Source organism: Candidatus Eisenbacteria bacterium, assembly GCA_018831195.1.
Lineage (GTDB): Bacteria > Eisenbacteria > RBG-16-71-46 > CAIMUX01 > JAHJDP01 > JAHJDP01.
This window is the reverse complement of record JAHJDP010000069.1, coordinates 1-23067: the sequence shown is the minus strand read 5'-3', so window position 1 is coordinate 23067 and position 23067 is coordinate 1. Positions and strand designations below refer to the sequence as shown.

Sequence of the window (23067 nt, the reverse complement as noted above, 5' to 3'; positions counted from 1 at the left end):
TATAAATATAATGAATGTGGTGGAAGGTCGTTTCGCCAAGGGAAGAGGGAAGAAGTTCCAAACAGGGGCGCGTTGGCGCCGAACTTCGAATCGAAGGATGGGCGCCGAGGTCGGAGCAGAGATAGAAATGGCGAGCGAGGAAGTCTGCAAAAGGCAAGAAGAGTAGGGGCAGGAGAGGGCTATTGTGGAGGGGAAGTTCGGCGGGGGAAATGAGATGGGACGCCGGCACATCTCACGAACCGGATTGACCCTACGGCATTTTGCGAGGTATCTTGAAGAAGCCTTCCCGGTGAAGGCATCGTTTTCGAACCCCAGAATATGACTCTTCTGGGATATGCCGGGAAATGATCTGGAGCAAGCCGCCATGCTGACGCACGGCGAACCTCTGGTTGGAGCCGTCATCCTTGGGCGCCATAGCGTCCACGTCTCCCCGTGACATGTCGGATGGCCGTTCTTCCGCCGGATGCTTCGATGTGCGGCTGACTGCCAAGGTCTAGGGGAAACGGGGTTGGAGGATGGGCTGTAACAATGGCAACGCAGATTCGGCGGGGATCGAAAATCAGAGGGTTTACATTTCTTACCCTTTTTACAATTTTCCTCATTGTTTCGGGTTATGCCGGGTGTGCGAAAGACGACCCCGAAAAGCCAGGTGATCAGACAAAACCAGAGATCACTATTATATACCCCACACCACCGCCGGCCGGGCTCTTCGATGTAGCCGACTCTGTCAACATTGTCGCTCGGGCGCGTGACAATAATGGAATTGCTTCTGTTCAGTTTTACCGCAAGACCGCCAGCGACACAGCGGCAAAAAACGTTGGGACCGTTATTGAAACTCCGGACAGCACAGAAAATGGATGGTCCTATTATTCCGTAAAGTGGCGCACCGGAACGATTACAAACGGCAGCGAAGTCAAAATCATCGCCAGAGCCGACGATATTTTTGGGAATACAGGATTTTCGCCGGAAATCGATGTCCGAATTCTCAATGTGGCTCAGTTGACAGCCCCAACGGCCGGGTTCCTGATTGATCCGCCTTCCGGGAATCTTGATATTAACTTCGAGTTCAACGCTTCGAATGAAACCACGGACCCGATCGATGAGCTGTCAAACATCATTGTGCGTTGGGATTTTGAAGATGATGGCATATGGGATATTGATACAACGGAGCACAAAACACCCCTTGATCTGGTTTATCACAAGTTCGTTATCCCAACGACTCCCGATAGGCCGTACAGAATAAGAATGGAAGCCTACAATACTTATTATGAAGGACCGGGCAGTGCAACCCAAAACCTCGAAGTGACCAACGTCGGCGGGACGCCGAGACCCCAATCCGAAATGATCCGAATCCCAGGGGGGCGGTACGCGATTGGTGTCGCCGACACATCCGATACGCTGGCAAATACCAACGAGATGGCATTTCACCAAGTCACGGTTTCTACATACTATATTGAGAAAAACGAAGTAACAAACGACCTGTTCAGAACCTATTTAAACAAGGCAATCAACAGCAACCCCCAGGCCGTTATCTTTTACCCGCCACGCACGGCCACCGACACGCTGGGAAATCGGCTTATTAATTTTGACGAGTCGAAGATACGGTTTGATGTGGAGGAGGAGATCGATTCCTTTGTGGTGGCGGAGGGATTTGAGGGGCATCCCGTCATGGGTGTCAGCTGGTACGGGGCGACGGCCTACAGTATCTTTTACGGACTGAGACTGCCCACCGAGCGGGAATGGGAAATCGCGGCGCGCGGGGATTCGCTGGGATGGAGATACCCGTGGGGCCGGGATTGGGATAAAACCCGGTGCAATGGTTATAATGGCGGGGATCCATTTGAATTAGTGATGCCTCCGTCGACGCCGATCGGATTCTATGATGGTTCCATTTACATGGGGTACCAGACGAATCTTGGCTCCAGCTATTTTGGACTCAATGATATGGCCGGCAACGCCAAGGAATGGGTCCGGGATTGGTATGAAAACCCGTATAGGCAAACACCGCCGCCGAATTATCCCGGACCGCCCACCGGGGTCACAAAAGTGATACGTGGCGGAAGCTGGCTTGGCGGAATGATAAGCCTTCGTTGTACAAATCGCGAGGCGACATCGCCTGAAACAATGGCTCCGCAAATCGGATTCCGGACGGCTTACACGGATTATTAAAGAATGACGGGGACTTGTTGGAGACGGCGGACAACATTTGGATGTCGATTGCCCGGATGTTCCAAGCTACAAACAATCCGAGGAGAACGAGCCGTTTCAAGACGGCTCGTTTCCGTTGAGGACCGTGAATCAGAACCCGAAAAATAATTGGTCCTGGCTTGCATTGGCCGGCATCGTCATCATTACCGCCATACCGTATTTATTTGGATTGAACAACGGCCCGGTTATCGGAGATGCGGACGTTGCGTGGGGGCATCCGGCGGTTAATTCAACACCCGACCACTCGGTGTGGAACAGCCCCTATCGGTGGAATGATGCGGGATCTTCGTGGCGGCCTCTTGCCACGGGGAGTTTTTTATGGAACTACACCCTGTGGGGGTCGAAGAGAACCGGATACTATATTGTACAGGTCGTTCTCAGAATGATTATCGCCGGTCTCTTCTTTTATCTCTTGCTGCGTCTCTTCTCCGGCGTTCTTGTTGCCTTTCTGTGGGGTCTTGTGGCGGCGCTCCACCCGGCTGTTTCTGAAACGGTTTTCATGCTTTCCGGGCGAAGCGGGCTTTTGGGGATGGTTTTCTTTTTGTCCGCCCTTCTCGCCGGCGCCGGTCCGGAGGACGGCAAGAAACAGAACCCGGTTCTCTTGGTTGTTCTCTGGGCCTCCTATCTCCTCGCGCTGCTCTCATATGAGGCGACCTGGATTCTGCTGCCGCTGCTCCTTCTCTATGAGTGGCTGCGAGCCCGCGCCGCGGGGCGGATGCTCGAAAAGAGTATGCTGGTGCGGCTTGCTCCTCTCGCCGGGATCCTTCTAATGTGGATCATGATTCGCGGCGCCATGGGTCATGCCGAGGGGTCAGCGGATGTCTCCGGTATCGTGGCTTGGTTGGGGTTTGGCCAGAAGGGGCTGGCGAGCCTGGCCGCGCCGTACATTTATCTCCGCCTTCTTGTCCTGCCACTTTCGCTCAGCACGAATTATGTTCACCTCCTGAATCCCAGCGGAAACCCGGCGTCTCTCGCCCTCATTCTTGGAAGTTTTATATGGATGATGCTCGCGGGGTTGTTTCTCCTATCGATCGTGCGGAAGTGGCCGGCCCTGGGACTGGGTTTCGGCTGGTTCCTCCTCGCGCTGTCGACCATGTTGCCGCTCTTTCGCGGGCAGGGGCCCGTGGCATCTGAGTCTCTCCTGCTTCTCCCGGCCGGCGGATTCGTGATCGCCGCGGCCGCCGGTATCCGCAGGTGGGCCGCCTCCCGATCCCCGAATGTCGTAGAAATTGTCCTCTTGATCGTCATCGCCACACTTTTTGGGATCCGAACGGCCGGACGGGCGGCGGATTTCCGAACCGATGGCCGGCGGCTTCATGTGCTGCTTCAAGCTCATCCCGATAATGCGGCGGCCTTATTCGAGCGGGGCAACAATGTATTGGCGACCGGTCGGTGGTCCGATGCCGGGGAAATGTATTTGAAGGCGGTCGAGGAGCTCAACTGCGATCCCCGGATATGGATCAATCTAGGGATCGCGTTGCAGAAAGAAGAAGACCTGAGCCGCGCCGTGCGGTCCTATGTTTCAGCCGGCCGCATTTTGAGCGAGCACCAGGTGTCCGCCGAGCTGGCTTTCAAGCTGCATTACAATCTTGGGCTGGCCTATTCGGCGCAGGGCCGGAATGAGCTCGCGTCTGAAAGTCTCGAAAAGGCCCTTTTATTAAAACCAGACAACCTGCTCGTTCTTGCGAATTTAGGATTTGTTTATGCCCAGGAGCGCGAGACCTTTGAAAGAGCCAGGGACCTTCTTCTCAGGGCATGCCAGATACAGAACGACCCTGTCAAGAATGAGCAGCTGATGGAGGTCGTCCGCCAGATTGACGACATCCTTTCCGGCCGGGTTTTTGAAAACGAAAACGAGGGCGAGCCGTTTCCCGCCGATGAGAGGTGGGAATAATCGGCGGCCGCAGGATGAATTGTAAAACAGACAGACTCCATTTCAGAGATTTCGATTTTTCGTATACAGACGAACTATTCGCGATGGATAACGACCCCGATGTTATGAATTTTATCAATGGCGGATTGCCGGTTGCGCGGATCGGCTTTGAAGATATAGTTCGGACCCTTCTGGAAAAGCTGTCGAGGCTCGACGGTTACGGCGCCTGGCCCGCCCATGAAATTGAGAGCGGGGAATTTATCGGATGGTTCTGCCTGCAGCCCGACAGACATTTTGAGAATGAAATTGAAACCGGCTACCGGCTCAGAAAGAAATTCTGGAACAAAGGCTACGCGACGGAAGGCGCGACTGAAATGTTGAAAATCGGATTCAAAGAACGCGGACTTGAAAAGATCATTGCGCATACGCTGGCGGGGAACATCCGATCCCAAAGGGTGATGAAAAAGATCGGCATGACGCTCGAGAAATCATTTGTCTATAACGAAAGCACTTTGCCGAAGTGGAGCGAGGAGCGGCGCAGGGCGCTGAAATTCTCAATCAGCGCCGAGCAATATGTGGGACGGAAGGGCTGATCTAGGCGCCGGACCGCGGATGCTTCCAAATGGGAACATCTCGCTTCAGCTGATCGATAAAGCTCTGGCAGGCGACGAAGGCCTCTCTCCTGTGCGACGATTCAACGCGAATGTATAACGAAGTTTCTCCCGCGGGCACCATCCCAATGGTGTGTATCACGATAAACCGGATCAATGGAAGGCGCTGCTCCAAATCATCCAGGATTCGATGAATTTGATGCTCGGCCATATCAAGATAGGACTCGTACTCGATCCCCTCGATCGGCTGATCGTTTTCGGTGCCGCGGACGACACCGCGGAATTCGACAACAGCACCGGCGCCGGTTTCGGGGGGCGGATCAGAATCATCGTAAATGATCTTCAGCGCCTCAAGCGGGGGTTTGTCGGTAAGAACGACGACACGGACCATACGCTGCGGCGCGGAAGAACCCCCTTGGACGGGAGGAATAAGGGCCAACACATCGCCCTCTTTCAGCTTCGTGCCGGCTTCAACAAATTCATTGCCGACGGCGGCGCGGCAGGCCGGGAGATGAGGGACAAGCCCGGCGTATTCGCCTTGGATCTGCTCCAATGCGTCGCCCACCGTTGCGCCCTCCGGAAGTTGGATCAAGAGCGAATCGCTCCCGGCTTCCAGGCGGAGGGCGGCAAAAAGGCGAAGGGTGATATTCACGTTAAGACTACCAAACCGATACCAGACGAGAGAACGCTACCGGGAGGAATCGCGTTTGGATGAGGGTTCCTCTACCCGGGGAGGCGGATCCGTCTTCTGATCATCCCCTTTTTCTCTTAGACCATGCTTGAACTCGTTGATCCCGCGACCCATCGAGCGGGCCAGCTCAGGAATCCTGCGCGCGCCGAAAAGGAGGACGAGGACCACGACGAGAATCAAAATTTCCTGAAATCCGATGTGTCCCATGGGGACTCCTTTCCATTAAGTACACCACTTCTATAAGGATAAGTGGCCGGGAACGCAGTAGCAACAGCACAAGACCCATTGAAAGAAACCGAACGCCGATTTTTTCCGCGACCCGGGCATGGCGTTCTGGAAAAATCTCTCTTATAACCACATGCGCCCTGCGAAGATGTGGGATTTCTATTGAAATGCCGACAATCAGGACGCCATCGTGGATTTCGGAAAACTCCTCCCATGCGCGGCCGCGCTCTTTTCGGCCCGCCGGGGCGTGGGATGCCGGCGGTTAAGAAGTGTGGGCAGCTTACCCCATCCGCCGGCGTGTGGTATCATAAAATACAATTTAGGATGGAGGGGAAATGGGAACAGATGATCCATACTCCCGCGTTGATTACCGGCGCCTCATCGCATGGCCGAAACGGCTCCATACGGAGGGCCCCTTTTTACGGAAGTTTTTAGCGATGGCCCCTGAAAGGTCGGTGTTGGATCTCGGTTGCGGGACGGGCGAACATAGCCGTTTCTTTCATGAAGAGGGTTTCCGTGTTGTCGGTGTCGATCAATCCGAAACGATGATCGCAAAGGCGACCGATACTCCCTGCCCGCCGAATATCAAATTTGTGCGCGGGGATCTTGTCCATCTTGATGACGCCGTTGAGGGAGAGTTTGGCGCGGCGATCTCCCTCGGGAACACATTGGTTCATATCACCGATGCGGAGGATATGATAAAGGCCCTTCGCGGGGTGCGGAGGCATCTTTGCCCCGGCGGCCTTTTTCTATTTCAGTTTCTCAATTACGAAAGGATCTTCGAAAAGAAAATCCGAAATCTGCCGCTCAGCTTTCGGGACAACGGCGATGAGGAGATCGTTTTTCTCCGGCTCATGGACTTGAAAGAGAACGGATGGGTCCGCTTCTGCCCGGTAACACTTTCATACCGCCGATCCGCCGACCCGCCGGTGGAAATGGTCCGGGCCCAGGGCGTCGACATCCGGGGCTGGAGACGGGAAGATATGCAGGGTTTTCTCGAGGCGGCCGGATTTCAGATAACGGCGGTTCTTGGGGACATGCTGGGTGGGGAGTATGTCCCCATGGAGTCGATGGATCTTGTCATGATCGCAAGGAAAGACGGCGCTTGATCTTTTAGAGTATAAGCTAAACAATGTGTAAGGTCGAACCATGACGAATCTCGGCGACCCGGAACAAACACTGACGATCGGCGAAGTGGCGCATATGGCCGGGGTGAACATTCAGACGATGCGCTACTATGAGAGGCGGGGGATAGTGCCCAAGCCACCCCGCCGGACGTCCGGATACAGAGCCTATCCTCTCGATACGGTTCTGCTCGTCCGGTTTATCAAGAGGGCGCAGGACCTTGGTTTTACATTAGATGAGGTTCTGATGCTGCTTTCATTTCGAAATGTGGAGGAGAGTCAGCGGGAAGAGACAGCGATTCGGGCCTCCGATGTGATTCGAATCATAGACGCGAAGGCGACCCGGATGGCGGCAATGAAGGCCGTACTGGATCAATTGGTCTTTTCTTGCCGCGAGGGAAGAGCCATTGAACCGTGTCCGATCGTCGAAGTAGTGAATGAGATCGCGCGTGGAAACGAGCCCCCGGCCCCGCCGGCGACCCGAAACAGGAAGCGCGGAAGAAGAAAGGTTTAGAAGGAACCGGCATGAAAATCACTTATGAATGCATAGATAGCCCGATCGGAGATCTCTTTCTGGCGGAATCGGCGAAGGACCCGATAGCGGTCTGGTTTCGTAAAGAGACGACACTGCTCGAATTCGTCAACAGTTTGGGCTGGAGCTACCCCGATGCAGAATTTGTCGCCGGCTCTTGCAAGGAGGTTCACTCGCGACTTGATAAATATTTCGCCGGGAAGCGCCAAGTTTACCCATTCCCCGAAAGGCTGAGCGGAACCGATTTTCAGCTCAGTGTTTGGCGGGAGATTGCAAAAATCCCATACGGGGAGACCGTCACCTACGGTGAGATCGCCGAAAATCTAAAAAGGCCGGGGGGCTCACGCGCCGTCGGCGCCGCAACGGGGAAAAATCCCGTATCGATTCTTATCCCGTGCCACCGCGTGATGGGAACCAAAGGAAAACTCACGGGATTCGGCGGAGGGCTGCAGAATAAAGTATGGCTTTTGCGCCACGAAGAATGTCATATACCAAAGGAGCCGAGCGCAAAGGGCGCAAGAACGCAGCCGTCACTTTTCGAGTACCGGCATAAATAGATCATCCTGCATCAACGCCGTTCTTTAAGAAGACGGTTATAAACGAATCGATGAAGAACCTCGGAGCCGGAAAGCTACCGCCCGATATGCTGAAGAGGCTGCTGGAGAAGCATATCCCAAAGCTATATAAATCGAACCCCGATCTGGCCCGCCGTGTCATTGTACAACCTGCTCCCGGAGAAGACGCCGCCGTCATAATGGGGCCGGCGGAACCCGGCCGGATTGTTGTCACATCCGATCCGATCACCTTTATCGCGGAGGACTTGGGCTGGTATGCGGTGCATATCAATGCCAATGATATCGCCGCGATGGGAGGCGAGCCTGAATTTTTGGTCCTGGTCGTTCTCATGCCGGCGGAAGACGCCGACATCGGCGGTGTGGCGCGGATCCTCTCGGACGCCACCGAAGCCTGCGCCGAGCTGGGGGTTCTGCTCATCGGAGGGCATACGGAGATCACCCCCGCTGTACGGCGGCCGATTGCGGTGGGGCACATGCTGGGATCCGTGCCTCACGACCGGATTCTTTCGAGCGCCAATGCCCGGGCCGGGGAGGAGATCCTTCTGACAAAGGGGTACCCCGTAGAAGGCATTGCGGTGATGGCCGCGATGGCGCGGGACAAGGTACTAACATCCTTCGGCAGAGAATTTCATGAGCGATGCCGGGGATTTGTAAAAGATCCTGGGATCAGCGTCGTCCCCGACTCCCGCGCCCTGCGTCTTGCGGCCGGCGGGCTAAATGCCAAACTGGGGGCGTTGCACGATCCGACGGAAGGGGGGCTGGCAACGGGTCTGCGCGAAGTCGCCGAGGCTTCCGGTCTGGGGCTTATGATCGAAGGCGACAAACTGCCGCTGATTCCGGAAGGGGAGGCTTTGTGCCGATGCCTCCGCCTGGACCCTCTCGGTGTTATCGCATCGGGCTCATTGATCGCGACCTGTGATGCGGGGATGGGTGAAGCGATCGCCCGCGAAGTCGCCGGATCGGGGATCCCCTGCGAGGTGATTGGAAGGATGACGGAAAACAGCGGGCAATTTATCTTAAGAACCACAAGCGGAACCAAGCCCTTGCCCCGGTTCGAAGTGGATGAGGTAACACTTTTGCTTTAAGCGTCATGGGAATTATCTACCATCAGGGCGCATGTCCCTATTTTAGATAGACAATTTTCTTTGTCGAAATCATACCCTCTGAGATCAACCGTCCAAAATAGAGACCGCTTGGGACGCGTTCGCCGGAATCGTTAAGCCCGAGCCAGGCGGTATTGTAGCTTCCGGCGGGATAACGGCCGTCGACCAAAGTCGCGATCCGGCGCCCGCCAAGATCATAAACCGCCAGGTGAATGTCGGCGGTGCGTGGAAGCTGGAAGTTGAGGACCGCTCGTTCACTAAATGGATTCGGCAAGACCGTGTTCAGGGCGAGGCGTGTCATATCGGCCACGCCGTTGTCCACAGTGCACGCGCAAAGCCCCAGCGTTCCGTTGAAGTTAACATTTTGGCCATAGATATCTGGAGCGCCGTTGCGGCCATCTTCCCAAATCAGCTTCACGACGCCGAAGTGATCCATCGAAAGGGGAAGGCCGGATTTGCTGCTAAGGTGGGATGAAACCTCAATCGGCGGATCGCCCCACGGCCTGACGCCGCTGCGGTCGGTGCGGAATCCGACAACTCTATTTTGCCCATAGGTTCCTGTCGGTTCATCAATCCAGAAGACCATTGCGTCATCGGCGACCGGCACGCTGCGGATGGCCAATTTGTAAGTTGTGTTGACCGGCTCGAAAGCAAAGCCGCCGGCGCCCCAAAGCCGAGCACCATCCGCCGAAAATAGCTGGCCGTAAACGCCCCACTGCGATTGGTTCGAGTTGCGCTCATCCCAGAAGACGTAGATTTCCCCGGTTGAGGTGTTGTATGAGACAGTGGGATCGATATGGTGGTATCCGGCTGTTGTCGAGACGGAGAGACCATTGTGCGGGAAGATCTCGCTGCCGTTGGTGTCGAGATGTTGAACAAAAGAATTAAAATAATCGCTCAGGCTCCTGTGCCAATAGACAATCGCGCCGCCATCGCCGTCGGAGAGAATCCGTGGTGTATGAGCTATCGGCACGATGGTGGCGTCAAAGACGCTGACCGAACCGCCCCAAGCCGAAGTCCCCGCCGCCGTGAACTCTTCCGCCATGACATAGCGGTCGCTATAGAAAGTGCTGATATCTTTCACCCAAGAGACAATAACATTGCCGTTTTCCGACGGGACCATTTCACAGAACCCGGGATCCTCGCCCGGGACAGTGACGATCGGGATGCCGCCGTGGGCAAAAAGCTCTGTTCCATCCGGAGAGAGCCGCTGCATCATCAGGGCGCCGTCACCCTCGTCGGGTTGGCGGGACCAGACAAAAACAAGATCGCCGTTGGATGATTCAACGACTCTCGGCGCCGGTTCAAAATCGTTGTTTTCGGAAATGGTCTTGCCATCGGTGCCCCAGAGGAAACCTCCGTTCGGTGCGATTTTATAAGCATAGACATCAAGATCGGCGCCGTCGCGGATATCGGAAAAGAGGACAATGGCATTATCATTCGAGTCCGCGATGAGATCCCAATCGACAAGCCAAGTCATTTGCGGATGATCGCTGATGAGCAAACCGTTGTGCGCCCACAATTCAAAGCCCTCAGCGTCGAGATGCTGGAGATAAACATCATAGCTTCCGGAAGCGAGATCAAACCAGGCGACATAACAGCCGCCGGTGGATGTGCCGGCGACCTTTGGCGTCACCTGGTCGGAGGGCCGGTCGGCAATGGCCAGGTTGACGCCCGCATCCTGAGACCATTGGGCCTGGCAGGGCGCGAGGCTCACAAACGCGGCGAAGGCCAGCAGAATAAGACCGGGGATCAGGTTCTTCATGGCACACCCTCCGGTGAAAAACATTTTAAACAAAGAGGTATCGGCTTCCGGGTGGACTTAACCTTCAGTATGGAGTAAAAAGTTGTTGGCGTATAGAGATGGCCGCCGGGAGGCGCGGCGTATCCTCAGAACAGCGGTCGCAAACCAGGAGGGGGCACGCCGGAAATGGATCCGGCGGGGTGTTTATGGGAGTGGGAGATGATAAAACAGAAAATGATTCTGATATATAGCGTTCTCTCTGTTGCTTTTATGATGACCGCGACAGCGTCTGCCGGCGTGCCGGCGGACGGGGAGGGTTCGCCTATTGTCATCGGGCAAACGATATCATTTGATTCAAAAATCCTGGGTGAAGAACGAGAGCTCTATATACACCTTCCCCACGGATACGAGGAATCGGAGCAGAGATATCCGGTTCTTTATCTTTTGGATGGGGAAGGGCACTTTGAGCATGCCGTCGGAGTGGCGGATTACCTGGCCTCCCTTGGGTATATCCCCCGGATGATTGTGGTCGGGATTCCCAATACGGATCGCGGGCGCGATATGGCGCCGACACCCAAGCCGGATGATGTCGAGGCCTTTCCTTGCCCCACCTGCGGTGGAGCGGATAATTTTATACGCTTTCTCAACGATGAATGTATTCCCTATGTGGACTCGGCGTATCGGACGCATCCCTACAGAATCGTCTTCGGACACTCGCTGGCGGGATTGTTCGCTATCCACGCATTGACAACCAGTCCCGGCACCTTCGGCGGTTATATTACACCTAGTCCCAGCGTCTTCTGGGATAGGGCGCTGCTGATGAAGAATGCCGGATCCCTTTTTGAGACAAAGAAAAATCTTCGCAAGAGTTTCTATTTTACGCGCGCGGGAGATGAACATGGAGTATGGGAAGCCTTCAGCGATACAATGACGGTTTTCTTGGAGGCCCATGCGCCGGAAGGTTTCGATTGGAATTTCCGGGTTTATGAGGACGAAGACCATAACACAGCCCCCCACCGGACGATCATGGACGGGTTGCGGCACATTTACTCGGGATGGGTGATCCGCCAGGCGGTCGCCAGCGAGGGGCTGGAGCCGACGGAACAGCATTACCGCGCGCTGTCCGAAAAATATGGATATACAATCGCTCCACCCGAACACGTATTGAATTTTGTGGGTTATCAATATCTCCTTCGGGACGAAATCGATCAGGCGATATCAATCTTTGAAAGGAATGTTAAGGAGCACCCCAATTCTTTCAATGTCTATGACAGCCTCGGCGAGGCGTATGCGAAAAAGGGCGAGACAGAGAAGGCCGTCGCCAACTACAAAAGATCACTCGAATTGAATCCCGCCAATCTTCATGCTGCGGAAGTTTTAAAAAGCCTGGGCGAGGAAAAGTAGCGGCGCCGGGAGGCGGAGCCGGCGGCAAGGACAGCGAGCGGCGCCCAGAGCCGCAGACGGATCTGGAAACAGGCAGCGTCATAAAGAACCGCCCCGGGCCTCTTGAGACCCGGGGCGGTTTGCATCCCATTGCGATGAATAGAGCTAGTGGACTCGAACCAAGCGCTCGGTTCGAGAGCCCTGCGGCGTCATGAGCTGCAGGAAGTAGATACCGGAGCCGATATCGCGACCGGAATCATCGCGACCATCCCATGTCACTTCATTAAGGCCCGCGGGACGAAGGCCGTCGACGAGTGTTCTAACGGCGCGCCCCGTGACATTGTGAATTCTCAGGCGGATATCACTCTCTGAAGGGAGGCTGTATTGAATGCGGGCCGTTGACGCCATTGGATTTCCAGAGGCCAGCGCGAGGCGCAGTGGCGCGGCGGCTGTTATGGGATCCTCGACATCCGACGCATCCCCAAATCCGGCCATAATGATAAACTCATCAATACCGCCTTCATCAATCGAGGGATTCGGCAAGCCGTACATGACAACACGGACCCGAATTTGGTCATAGGCGGGCAGCACGGCGGTAACGTTGTGTTCTTCAATGGTCCAATGAGGATGGTAGTCCGCCCCTTCAAGGTGGCTGAGGTTTGTCCACGAGGACCCGCCGTCAGGAGAGATATCGATCTCCATGACGCCCGCTTGTGATCCCCACGTTTGGAACCAGCGCTGATAGCCGACGACAATCCAGTTGTAACCAGAGAAATCATAGATAGGGGAAGTGAGGGTTGTCTGCCCGTCGGCGTCAGTGTCCCAAGCATAACCGCCCGCGTACTGCCCGGTGATCCAGCACAGCACTCCGGGATCGGCGGTGGCGTCATCTCCCGGTTGAATCGGGTATCCGGCCATGGATGCCGCCGTGGGATCAACCTTTTCCCAGATACCTTGCGTCGCGTCGTCATCCGGTGCGCCGACGGTCCAGCCATTGTCTTCCTCAAAGGTGCAATAGACCGAAACAACACGGGTCCGGTGATAATCCGCCGGGGCGTTGCGCGGATCGTAGAGGTGGTTATGGCTCATATCCGCCCCGAAAATGTAATACTCGATCATTGAACCAACAGGATAGCCAGGCAGCCACGCCGACCATTCGTTTTCCTCAACGGCCGGTGCCATGACGACGGAATTAAAGACACCGCCGTCGCCTTCGCCCCGGTAATAGACCATCACCGAATCCGGATTGATTTCGTCAACGAACGAATAAATCGTTGCATATAATGTTAAACCACCGCCATCGGGCATCGCGACATTGGCGTTGGGAGCATGGCGGATAACGACTGCGTCGAACGCCTCGGGACATTCGAACCCATGGTGCTCGGCCGCGGCGCAGATCTCGTCGAAATTAGGCGTGCCGTTTTCGATGTTTCCGTCATCATCGTCGGCGATCAATGTCCACCAAACCTGATCGGGTTGTATCATCGGGAGACCGAGTATGCGGGCGAAATGCCAAATTTCCAACGCCCTGGCCTTGCCGGCTTCCTCGCCGAGCTTCAGCTGCAGCGACTCCCAGATATCCCAATGGAACCCGGCCAGAATCTGACCATCGTGATGCCCCTCGCCGGTCAGGTCAAAGGGCCAGACGAGATCGTTGTCGGAATTCCGGATGCCCTCTTCACAGCTCGCGAGATAGAAGCCGGGACCGACGATCGGGTTATTGGAGTAGGTGTTCCCATGAACATCGGAGTTCGCCTCGTGCATATCGGTCGGCGGCTGGGTGGCGCCATAGAGAAAAGTGGTGACACCGTGGCCGTACTCATGAGCGATCACGTCGCCAAGCCGGCCGGTGTTGGCGCAGTCATTTTCTTCATGATAAAAGTTAATGCTCTCGCCGTTCCAGAACGCATTACAGAAGGCGTCGATATTAACATGCGCCGGCAGGGGATAATCCAGATCAGTCCAGTTTTCATCGGCGCTTTTCACGTGTTCATGGATTCCGGTGGTGTGAATGAAAACATCCCTCTCGTCGACGCGCGAGTTGGAATCATCCCAAAAGATATTGTAAGGGACACCCGGGGTAATCTCGTCGGCGATCTGCGCATCAGGTCCCTGAACGTTGAAAGTGGTAACATAGGATCCGGAAAGGCCGACCTTGATCGACTCAGGCTCGGTTCCGGTAAATGGAATTGTATAACTTCCGTCGGCGGCGGTGCTATCGATGCCGACCCCATCGACTAGAATGTACAAAAGCTCGAAGGGATTGGTTGTGACGCCGTCGCAATAACCATAGATCTCGGCCTCACCGGTAACCGTTCCCGTGAAGTCCAGCGAACGCAGAACATTCTGGATCTGCAGGAGTTCGCCGCTGAAGGCGTCGACGTCGACCATCCAGGCGCCGACGGGATCTTTCACAAAGGAGCGCATGCGGTGAACGAGTGTGCCGCTCTGTGGGGAAACAGGAAGGATTCCCGTGACGACATGTTTTATAAATTCACCCTCGTGTGAAGCAAAGGAGGCGAGGCCGCGAACCGCGAGGCCCACGCGGACCATCGAGACCGCTTCCGCCGCATTGACATACGATTGCGTGGTCGCCTGGAGACCGGGCCACAAATCACCGCCGAAGGCGTAGAGCCGCCCCGCCTCGGTCATGGTGACGGTGAGCCGGCTGCCGATGACGGGATAGTCGCCGACAAGCTGGCGGAAATGAACCGACCATTTGCCGAGACCGTGACCGGTTTTCTCGACTTCCAGCTCGGCCGCGGTCAATCCCCAGAGATATTGGGAGCTGTCGACAAACCGACGGGCCGCCGCCTCGGCCTCTTCGGCGGTCAGAATCGTTGTGCCAAGCTCCAACCCAGAGCCGGAGATCAGACGGGGGGTCAGGGTTATGGGATTCCAGGTCAAGGCTTTCCAGTGTCCGCCATGTTCCCGGGTGAACCGCAGAAGGCGTTGATCCGCTTTCTGTTGCAGGTTCGCGGGAAGGGACGTAACGCCCGATCCGAGAGACCGGACCATCATTTCCGGTCCTTGCGGGAGCAGGTCTTCGGCGCCTGGCGGCGTCTCAATCGGCGCAAAGCCCAAAACCGGCGCGGCGAAAACCGCCAGAATTGCGAGAAGGAAAGATCCCCTCACCAGGCCACGTCCCAGTGTCTGGGAGATAACATGTTGGTACGTAGACATTTTCCACTCCTCGAGATGCGAGCTGATGTTCTATGAGGCGCCCCCATGTGGTGGCGTTGGGGCGCGACGACGTAACACAATACACCAGTAGAAGAATACCATATTCCGGCGGAATCGACTATAGGGACAGTGCTTGGGCGGGCCTCCCCGCCCCCTTGATCTAATCCGCTATAAAGATGAGGCGTTGTGTCGAAGCGGCGACCGCTTGGCCGGCCCGGCCATCCTCGGGCCGCCCGCCTCCGAATCGGCTATCACCGCTCCGACCAGTTCCAAACCGACGGACGAGGTAACATCCCGTAGCTAAAGGCTTTCCGGCGTTGTCTCGGCCGTCCCAACAGAGCCTCTGCTGTCCCGCCGGGAATGTTTCGCCGCCATCGATCCGCCGGATGAGCCGTCCCGCAACATTATATATATGGAACACAACCCGCGAAGGTTCGGGGAGATCGAAGACGAAGGTGACGTTGGAGGACGCCGGATTGGGGAAGAGGCCGAAGCCGGCCTGGGCCGCCGGCCTGGCGGGCGGCCCAGGCGACACGGATGAGGCGTTTCCCAAATCGAGCTTGAGGATGAGAATATCGATCAGCCCACGGGGCTCTTCCGCATAGACGCCGGGGGTTGTGGGAAAATCGGGGGATGATGTGTCGCCGGAGAGGACCGGATGTCCGTCGCCGTCAAGAGCGAGCGCATAACCCTCTTCCCAGCCGGACCCGCCGACAAGACCGCTCCAAAAGAGATCCCGTCCGTCGGGCGCCAGCTTTGTCAGATAAATGTCATAGCTTCCATTTTGTGTTGTGTCGACCGCGCCCGGCGTTGTGGGGAAATCGGATGATGTCGTTCCACCGGTTATGATCACGTTGTCGTACGGATCGATGGCGAGATCCCGGCCGATCTCCCCGCCGGCTCCGCCGAGGAATGTCGACCAGAGAAGCGCAGCGCCGGCCGAGGAGAGCTTTGTGATGAAGATATCATCATCGCCGTTGTACATTTCATCATAAGCGCCCGGGGAGTGGGGAAAATCATTTGACCGGACCCAGCCGGCCACAACCGGATTGCCGCCGGAATCGACATCGATCGCATAGGCGCGGTCGATATCCGATCCGCCAAGATAGGTGCACCATTCCAGCTGGTCGCCGGCCGAATTGAACTTTGCGACATAAGCGTCTTCGCCGCCGTTATATGATATGTCATAGGCGCCGGCGGACACTGGAAGGTCTTCGGAGGTTGTCCATGATGTAAGATAGATGCAACCCAGCTCATCGGCGGCCGTGTCATAAACCCGATCATCGCCCCGGCCGCCGAAGAATGTTCCCCACAGGAGCGCATCGCCCGAGGCGGTGAGCTTGAAGAGGAAGGCGTCCCATTCGCCATTGTGCGACTCGTCGTAGGCGCCGAGGGTTGTTGGAAAACCTGGAGACAATGTATAACCTGCGACAATCGGATTCCCCGCATCGTCGAGTAACATGCTAAAGGCAAGGTCGTTGTCAATATCGCCGGCCAATGTGCTCCATTGAAGGGCGCCGTCGCCGCCGCCGAGTTTCAAAACGAAGACATCCCCGGAGCCGTTGTGCGACTCGTCGTAGGCGCCGGACGTCGTGGGGAAGTTCTCTGATTCTGTCTTTCCCGTGATGACGGGATTCCCGGAGGCGTCGAGAGCTATATCATAATTTATATCGTAGCTGTCGCCGCCGATATAGGTGCTCCAGAGAAGGGTCTCTCCCGCCGCGTCGAGCTTGGAAACAACGAGATCCCAAAGTCCGGCCAAGGTGTCAGCGGAAGCGCCGGGTGTGGTGGGGTAATCTATGGAGTGCGTCGAGCCGGCAAGAATCGGTTGGCCGAGATTGTTAAGGGCGAGAGCGTGCCCATAATCGTCGGAGCTTCCGCCGAGAAGGGTCGACCAAACAAGGGCTTCGGGATTGTCAAGGTCTCTTGAAAGGACGGCATTAGAGCTCCCGCATACCGAAGCGGAGGCGCCGGCGCCTTCCCCATCCCATGACAGCGTTCCCGTTGTTTTGCCGGGGAACGGCGGCGCGATAGCGATTCCTCCGGCGGCCACCCACTGGACGCGAGAGAGGCCGGCGTCGCCGGTTGCGGATATTGTATAACGAAGACCGTTCGGATGATCCTGGAAGATAAGATCGACACCCGGCCAAAGGTTGGAATAGACAATCTCGGTGTAGGCGGGGACAGCGGCCCGCCAGCGCGAAGGATTCCCAAGATAGAAATTGTAAAGCGTGGCTTGTTGTCCGCCGGCTGTTGTCGAAGGGCGCGGATCGGCATCCACAAATTGAAGGGAGGCGGCCACGGAATCCTGCCGCCCGACAATGAGGCCGCCGGCGGTAAAGAAGATGGATGTCTCCGCCGCGGGCCGGACGTATAGAACGGCGGGATCCCATTGACCGAGGTTCTTGATAAATCCCGGCGAGGCGCCGGCGGGCGTGCAGCAACCAAAAGTGAGCAGCAGGGCAAGGCTTGCCGTCCAGTTGATGTGGGTTGGAGCTGCCGCTCGGCGGTGTTGCATCTTCATGAACCTCTCTTGCGGCTCATCGGCCACAGAGGAATTTGAGCTAACGGGTCGCGGCGGGGCCGTTTTTCCCGGTTAATCGCGGGCATCGGTTTCATTTCTCCGTGTGCGTCCGCACAACGATTCCACAGGATAAAGATAGCATACCGGCCCGGCCGGAGGCCGCCGTGCCATTAACCTGTTGTATGGCAAAGGATTGCGCGTGAGAATCCGCCAGGAAGATGGAAAATCCGCCGGCCCGGCCGGAAGGGCCGGAGCGGCCGCCGTCGTGGAACCAACAGCTTTGGGACGGCGTAAATAGGGTGGCGCGAGGCGCGAATCGCTTCCGGATGAGAGATGGGACTCCCCCTCGAGCGCCTGCTTTCGTATCATGCCGAAGAGGCCGATGATTTAGCATTAGGAATTATGAAGGGTTCGCGTAAAGGAGAGGCTAGTGACGAAGAAGGAGCATGTGGCGCAGAGAAAACCGAAGCAAGGGCAACAAGGCGTAATCGGGTTATTCAACCGGTTCAAGGAAACGTGGGCCGGACGCTTTATCAGCACGCTGTTGTTGGCGCTTGTTATTGTCATCCCCGTCCGGACATTCGCCATCCAGGGGTATCACATTCCATCGGGATCGATGGAGAGCACGCTTTTGATCGGCGACGTTTTATTCGCCGACAAGATTACATTCGGGCCGCGAATCCCCTTTACGAATGGGGCCAGGATTCCCGGCCTGCGGGAGCCGGTACCCGGTGATATTGTTATCTTTAAGCATCCGACGGAGAAGGTGGATCTCATCAAGAGATGCATTGCCCTCGCGGGGCAAACAGTGGAGATGAAGGCGAAACAGGTTTTTGTCGACGGCGAGCCGCTGGATGAGCCGTATGCCCAGCATGTTGATCCGGGGTATTTGCACCGGCGGGACGATTTTGGCCCCTTCGTTGTGCCGGCGGAGCACATCTTTGTTCTGGGCGACAACCGGGATCGAAGCAATGATAGCCGTTTCCTTGGGCCGATATCGGATAAGGCCATTATCGCCAAGGCGCGTATCATCTACTTCTCGCTCAATACACAAAAGTGGCTGCCGCGGATCAATCGAATCGGCAGGCTTCTCTGACGAATGGCGGCTCCACGGCGCCTGGCCGCCGGGAACGGTTTGTGTTCTGAAAGAGAAGATTGTACATCGCTGTTATCCTTCAACCGGTCGGAACATTCTCCCGGCCGGTCTTTTTTTGAAGGAGAACGCGGAGATGAAATGGAGACGCCAAATGATCCGCCGGGGGTGTTTTATGGCCGGCCTTTTGATCTTGATGACTTTTGGCGGATGCTCGCCGCGAGACCCCGAAGTGCGTGAACTGCTGGCGCAGCAGCCGGAAACGCCGGTGGGCGGACGGCTTGAGTATTATACAACACACAGCAGGGTGACAGACCCCGGGCGATATGCCGCCATGTTCGAGGGTGTTCCCGCTGAGGTGGAGAGTATTGTCGGGATTGTACAAGGATTGATTATTAATGACGCCCAGAAGAGGCTCCTTGGCGTCACCCGCAACGGCGACCGCGATTGGGGCATCCGCCGTGTGGAGAATATGTTAAAGCAGATATCATGGATGGATCCCCGATCCGTCGTGTCTGCGAGAGCGCCGGAGAATCGCCTGCATGGCAGCTGCCGCCATTTTGCAGTGATGACCTGCGCATTGTTGCGGCATGCCGGGATTCCGGCGCGGGCAAGAGGAGGCTTTGAAACATATTTCTCGAGCAGGGCGCATCACGATCACTGGATTTGCGAGTATTGGAAGGCGGAGGAGTCGCGTTGGGTCCGTGTCGATGCCGAGATCGATGATCTGCTGAGGGCCAAGTGGAAAGTTGACTTTGACACCAGTGATCTTCCTGACGGAACCTTTATGACGGGGGCCGAGGCTTGGATTCTGTGCCGCGGCGGGACGGTCAATCCCAAAATGTTCGGTGTCGGCGGATCTCCCGGGGAATGGGTCGGCGGGTTGGAGTTTGTCTTGGATGAACTGGTTCTCGATTACGCCGCTTTGAACAAGATCGAGCTTCTACCATGGGACGGAGGGCATGTCATCGATACGCGCATAGAGGGCAAAAGCGAGGAGGAGCTGGCGGAATTCGATGAGATGGCGCGGGCCGTACAGTCGGCGGAGGATAATTTTGACGCTTTCTGTGCCGGATTCCGGCAGGCGTCGGCGAGCTGGCCGGCGCGTTAGCCGTTTCATGAGAGGGATTGTGGCCTTTGGCGCCATCCCGTGGTAGCTTTTGATTGTTACCCTTGGTTTTCACCCACCATTCCGGCGGACATTAGAATATGTGTGGGAATAACGCCCGCAATGCCCCCGGGGTTTTAGAATGGTAGATAGTGGCAGGAGGGAAAGATGCTACACGAGCAGAGTGTCGAGCTGTTGAACAAGGCTGTTGCGGATGAGTTGACAGCCGTCCATCAGTATATGTATTTCCACTTCCAGTGCGATGATCAGGGATATGATCTCCTGGCCGGGCTTTTTAAAAGGTCGGCGATTGATGAGATGTTGCATATCGAGAGGATCGCGGAGCGCATACTCTTTTTAGGCGGGGATGTCGAGCTTCTCGCCAATGCCACGGTAAAGAAGATACATGATGTGAAGATGATGCTTGCTACGGCGACCGGGCTCGAAGAGGGCGCTATCAAGATGTACAATAAATTTGCTCTTGAGTGCGCGGAGAATGCCGACGCTGCCACGAGGAAGTTGTTTGAGTCGCTGGTGGATGACGAAGAGCGCCACTACAACCAATTCGACGACGAAGTTGAGAATCTAAAAAAATTCGGCGACAATTATTTGGCCCTGCAATCGATAGAGCGAAGCAAGAGCGCATCCCAGCGTCCGGCGGCTGCGGAGTAAGGCGGCCGCGGAGCAAGGCGGCCATCGATAGGGCCGGACTCGCCGCCGGGGCGCCAATCCCCGCAAAACGGGATGGGGCCGATTCCCGGATCCGGACACTGATCTAGACGCCAAGAGTGAGTTGGAAAAGCGAAGTTGTATAAACCAGGGGGCTGGGGCTCCCTGGTTTTTTTTTGGTCCAATTTCTGCAGGGTATCTCCTTATCCCGTTTTCGTTGGGATCACGACACGACGTCCAGCAAGAACCACACAGGGAATAAGGAGAAGGAATCGCCCATGCGGTTACCTTATGAATCTTCTTCGCATTGTTTTTCGGTGAGAAATAAATATGAAGAGAATTAAGGAAAAGTCCCCATTGCTGCGCCAAGTCTGGGACGCGATAGAGAGAAGAAACTATAGCCGCAAGACCGGCAAGGCGTATACGCGTTGGATCAAGAAGTACATCCTGCATTATAACAAGAAGCATCCAAGAGAAATGAGCGGTGTCGAAGTCACGGCCTTTTTGACCCACCTCGCGACAGCGGGAAAGGTCAGTGCTTCAACGCAAAACCAAGCACTCTCCGGAATCCTATTTCTCTACCGCGAGGTCTTGGGATACCCGATGTCTTTTTTAAAGACATTTGTCCGCGCCTATAGACCGAAAACGATACCGGTTGTCTTGACGCCGGAGGAGGTGAAGCGGGTGTTTAAGCATCTGCCACCCCGAAGCCTATTGATGGCGGCTGTTATCTATGGTTCAGGCTTGCGGTTGATGGAACTGCATCGTTTGCGCGTCAAAGACATCGATTTCGAAAAAAATGAAATCTGGGTTCGTCGCGGAAAGGGTCAGAAGGACCGCGTGACGATGCTGCCCCAGAAATTGAAGCGGGCGCTCCGCAGACAGTTGCGGTGGGCGCACACGGTTTACACCGCTGATCAGACGAGAAAAACAGGGGGCGTCGAGGTCCCGTTTGCCCTCGCTAGGAAGTACCCCCATGCCCCTACCGAGTGGGGATGGTTTTGGGTTTTTCCGGCGACGCGGCTATACCGAGATGAGAATACCGGAATCCGCTACCGGCATCATATTCATGAATCGGTTCTCCAACGCGACATGAAGCTCGCGGTGCGCTTGTCCGGAATCACCAAACCTGCAACCTGCCACTCACTACGCCACTCCTTTGCGACCCACCTCTTGGAGAACAATTACGATATCCGCACGATCCAGGAGCTGATGGGACATGAGGATATCAGCACCACGATGATTTATCTTCACGTACTGAATCGCGGAGGTTTGGGCGTGCAGAGCCCCCTCGACCGCTTTTTTCCGGATGAATAAGGGGCCATCGGGCACTTTGACGGGTGACCCCCCCAGAGGATGGATCTATACTGATGGCATGAAACGGCCATGACCATGCTTTGGGCATCCCGCGCGACCTGGTTCCTGCGGCACCGGAGCGGCGAATTGAGACAGTTGGGCGGACACGGAATTTAGGGGAAATGACCATGGGCAATGACGAAACGAAAAACCTGGATCTCTTATCCACATTCCACTACGTCGCCGGCGGGATAACGGCCTTGCTCTCCCTCGTGCCGATCATTCATCTCGTGTTGGGGATTATCATGATGTCCGGCGATTTATTTGAATCCAGCGACGGATCCTCGCCGCCGCCGGTCCTGGGCCTGGCGATTGTGATCCTGGCGACGATCTTTATTGTATTTGGACTGGCTCTCTCCGTCTGCATGATCATTGTGGGCAAGAAGCTTAAAGTCAGAGAGAGCCGGATTTTTTGCATGATCATCGCCGGAATTGAGTGTGTGCTGATGCCCTATGGAACAGTCCTCGGCGTCTTTACTCTGATGACGCTCAGCAAGGATCCGGTGAAGGCGGTGTTTGAGCCGACCGGTGGCGGCGGCGGTGGTGGCGGCGCCTTTGGGGAAACCCGGAGCACAGCCGAGAAGCAAGACGGGATTGTGCAGTAAGAGCCCGGGAGCATTTTGGGGCGATGTCCGCGCGCAGGGCGAAGGCGCGCGGTGGCGGGATTATTGACGCAGGGTTTACTGCGTACGCGAATATGGGTCCTGCCGCCGGTTGCGGCGGATGAGGTAGCGGCGAACTGGAGCCCGGCTGAACAGGAGAATCGGTGCACAGGTGTCCAGGCATCCAGGTTTTGTGGTGCCCGAGTGGACGATGTCGGATTTTGGACACCCGGCGCTGGATCCGGTTTTGCAGTCTATTTTGATTATAATTGCAGCCTCGCAGCAGATCGCAATATCGGCTGCGCCGCTAAGATTATAACGAGCAAATAGGCTAATTATCTAGATCCGTAGACTTTACGTTATACGCATTGACTAAAGAGAATTACAATTTAAAGTTAGAGCCTAAGACCTTTCAAAATTCCATCACCTTATAAAATAGCTGGAAACCTGATACATTCGATTG

19 protein-coding genes are annotated in these 23067 nt (G+C 56.0%); 13 read left to right on the top strand and 6 right to left on the bottom strand.

Annotated elements, in window-relative coordinates; genetic code table 11:
* Positions 1-528 precede the first annotated feature (528 nt).
* From KJ970_11995 to KJ970_11985, 3 genes are all read left to right on the top strand, one after another.
* Entirely contained in the window at positions 529-2169 is a 1641-nt protein-coding gene (locus tag KJ970_11995; GenBank protein MBU2691638.1) for an SUMF1/EgtB/PvdO family nonheme iron enzyme, read from the top strand.
* A 124-nt stretch (positions 2170-2293) separates the two neighbouring features.
* The gene (locus KJ970_11990) at positions 2294-4102 is read left to right on the top strand and encodes a tetratricopeptide repeat protein (GenBank protein ID MBU2691637.1); all 1809 of its coding nucleotides are present in this window, start codon (positions 2294-2296) and stop codon (positions 4100-4102) included.
* 14 nt (positions 4103-4116) lie between these two features.
* The gene (locus KJ970_11985) at positions 4117-4674 is read left to right on the top strand and encodes a GNAT family N-acetyltransferase (GenBank protein ID MBU2691636.1); all 558 of its coding nucleotides are present in this window, start codon (positions 4117-4119) and stop codon (positions 4672-4674) included.
* A gap of 1 nt (position 4675) precedes the next feature.
* On the opposite strand, the gene KJ970_11980 is transcribed toward KJ970_11985, so the two are convergent.
* Together KJ970_11980 and KJ970_11975 are read right to left on the bottom strand one after the other, a co-directional pair.
* The gene (locus tag KJ970_11980) at positions 4676-5344 is read right to left on the bottom strand and encodes a molybdenum cofactor biosynthesis protein MoaE (GenBank protein ID MBU2691635.1); all 669 of its coding nucleotides are present in this window, start codon (positions 5342-5344) and stop codon (positions 4676-4678) included.
* A gap of 36 nt (positions 5345-5380) precedes the next feature.
* A complete protein-coding gene (locus tag KJ970_11975) occupies positions 5381-5590 on the bottom strand; it encodes a twin-arginine translocase TatA/TatE family subunit (GenBank protein MBU2691634.1) in 210 nt (69 codons plus the stop codon).
* A 353-nt stretch (positions 5591-5943) separates the two neighbouring features.
* Between KJ970_11975 and KJ970_11970 the strand changes: the two genes are divergently transcribed.
* From KJ970_11970 to KJ970_11955, 4 genes are all read left to right on the top strand, one after another.
* Positions 5944-6717, top strand: coding sequence for a class I SAM-dependent methyltransferase (locus KJ970_11970; protein MBU2691633.1), 774 nt, complete (start codon positions 5944-5946; stop codon positions 6715-6717).
* A gap of 70 nt (positions 6718-6787) precedes the next feature.
* Positions 6788-7246, top strand: coding sequence for a MerR family transcriptional regulator (locus KJ970_11965; GenBank protein MBU2691632.1), 459 nt, complete (start codon positions 6788-6790; stop codon positions 7244-7246).
* A gap of 11 nt (positions 7247-7257) precedes the next feature.
* Positions 7258-7821 (top strand): methylated-DNA--[protein]-cysteine S-methyltransferase, encoded by a 564-nt coding sequence (locus KJ970_11960; GenBank protein MBU2691631.1) that lies wholly within the window; start codon positions 7258-7260, stop codon positions 7819-7821.
* Positions 7822-7871: 50 nt separating this feature from the next.
* Positions 7872-8924: a hydrogenase expression protein gene (locus tag KJ970_11955; GenBank protein MBU2691630.1), complete on the top strand. Its 1053-nt coding sequence runs from the start codon at positions 7872-7874 to the stop codon at positions 8922-8924.
* Positions 8925-8961: 37 nt separating this feature from the next.
* On the opposite strand, the gene KJ970_11950 is transcribed toward KJ970_11955, so the two are convergent.
* Positions 8962-10707: a hypothetical protein gene (locus KJ970_11950; GenBank protein ID MBU2691629.1), complete on the bottom strand. Its 1746-nt coding sequence runs from the start codon at positions 10705-10707 to the stop codon at positions 8962-8964.
* A gap of 198 nt (positions 10708-10905) precedes the next feature.
* Here KJ970_11950 and KJ970_11945 point away from each other — a divergent pair, with 198 nt between their 5' ends.
* Positions 10906-12090: a tetratricopeptide repeat protein gene (locus tag KJ970_11945; GenBank protein ID MBU2691628.1), complete on the top strand. Its 1185-nt coding sequence runs from the start codon at positions 10906-10908 to the stop codon at positions 12088-12090.
* A gap of 144 nt (positions 12091-12234) precedes the next feature.
* Here KJ970_11945 and KJ970_11940 read toward each other — a convergent pair whose 3' ends face one another.
* The 3 genes from KJ970_11940 to KJ970_11930 form a co-directional block, all read right to left on the bottom strand.
* Positions 12235-15252 (bottom strand): T9SS type A sorting domain-containing protein, encoded by a 3018-nt coding sequence (locus KJ970_11940; protein MBU2691627.1) that lies wholly within the window; start codon positions 15250-15252, stop codon positions 12235-12237.
* Between the two features lie 160 nt (positions 15253-15412).
* The gene (locus KJ970_11935; GenBank protein ID MBU2691626.1) at positions 15413-17776 is read right to left on the bottom strand and encodes a hypothetical protein; all 2364 of its coding nucleotides are present in this window, start codon (positions 17774-17776) and stop codon (positions 15413-15415) included.
* A 72-nt stretch (positions 17777-17848) separates the two neighbouring features.
* Entirely contained in the window at positions 17849-18145 is a 297-nt protein-coding gene (locus tag KJ970_11930) for a hypothetical protein (GenBank protein MBU2691625.1), read from the bottom strand.
* 61 nt (positions 18146-18206) lie between these two features.
* On the opposite strand from KJ970_11930, the gene lepB reads away from it, so the two are divergent.
* The 5 genes from lepB (at position 18207) to KJ970_11905 (ending at position 22607) form a co-directional block, all read left to right on the top strand.
* On the top strand, positions 18207-18872 hold the full coding sequence (gene lepB, locus KJ970_11925) for a signal peptidase I (GenBank protein MBU2691624.1): 666 nt from the start codon (positions 18207-18209) through the stop codon (positions 18870-18872).
* Between the two features lie 133 nt (positions 18873-19005).
* Entirely contained in the window at positions 19006-19980 is a 975-nt protein-coding gene (locus KJ970_11920) for a transglutaminase-like domain-containing protein (GenBank protein ID MBU2691623.1), read from the top strand.
* Between the two features lie 165 nt (positions 19981-20145).
* A complete protein-coding gene (locus tag KJ970_11915; GenBank protein ID MBU2691622.1) occupies positions 20146-20649 on the top strand; it encodes a bacterioferritin in 504 nt (167 codons plus the stop codon).
* Between the two features lie 327 nt (positions 20650-20976).
* Positions 20977-21963, top strand: a complete 987-nt coding sequence (locus KJ970_11910) for an integron integrase (protein MBU2691621.1) — start codon at positions 20977-20979, stop codon at positions 21961-21963.
* Between the two features lie 167 nt (positions 21964-22130).
* Positions 22131-22607, top strand: a complete 477-nt coding sequence (locus KJ970_11905) for a hypothetical protein (GenBank protein ID MBU2691620.1) — start codon at positions 22131-22133, stop codon at positions 22605-22607.
* Positions 22608-23067: the final 460 nt, after the last annotated feature.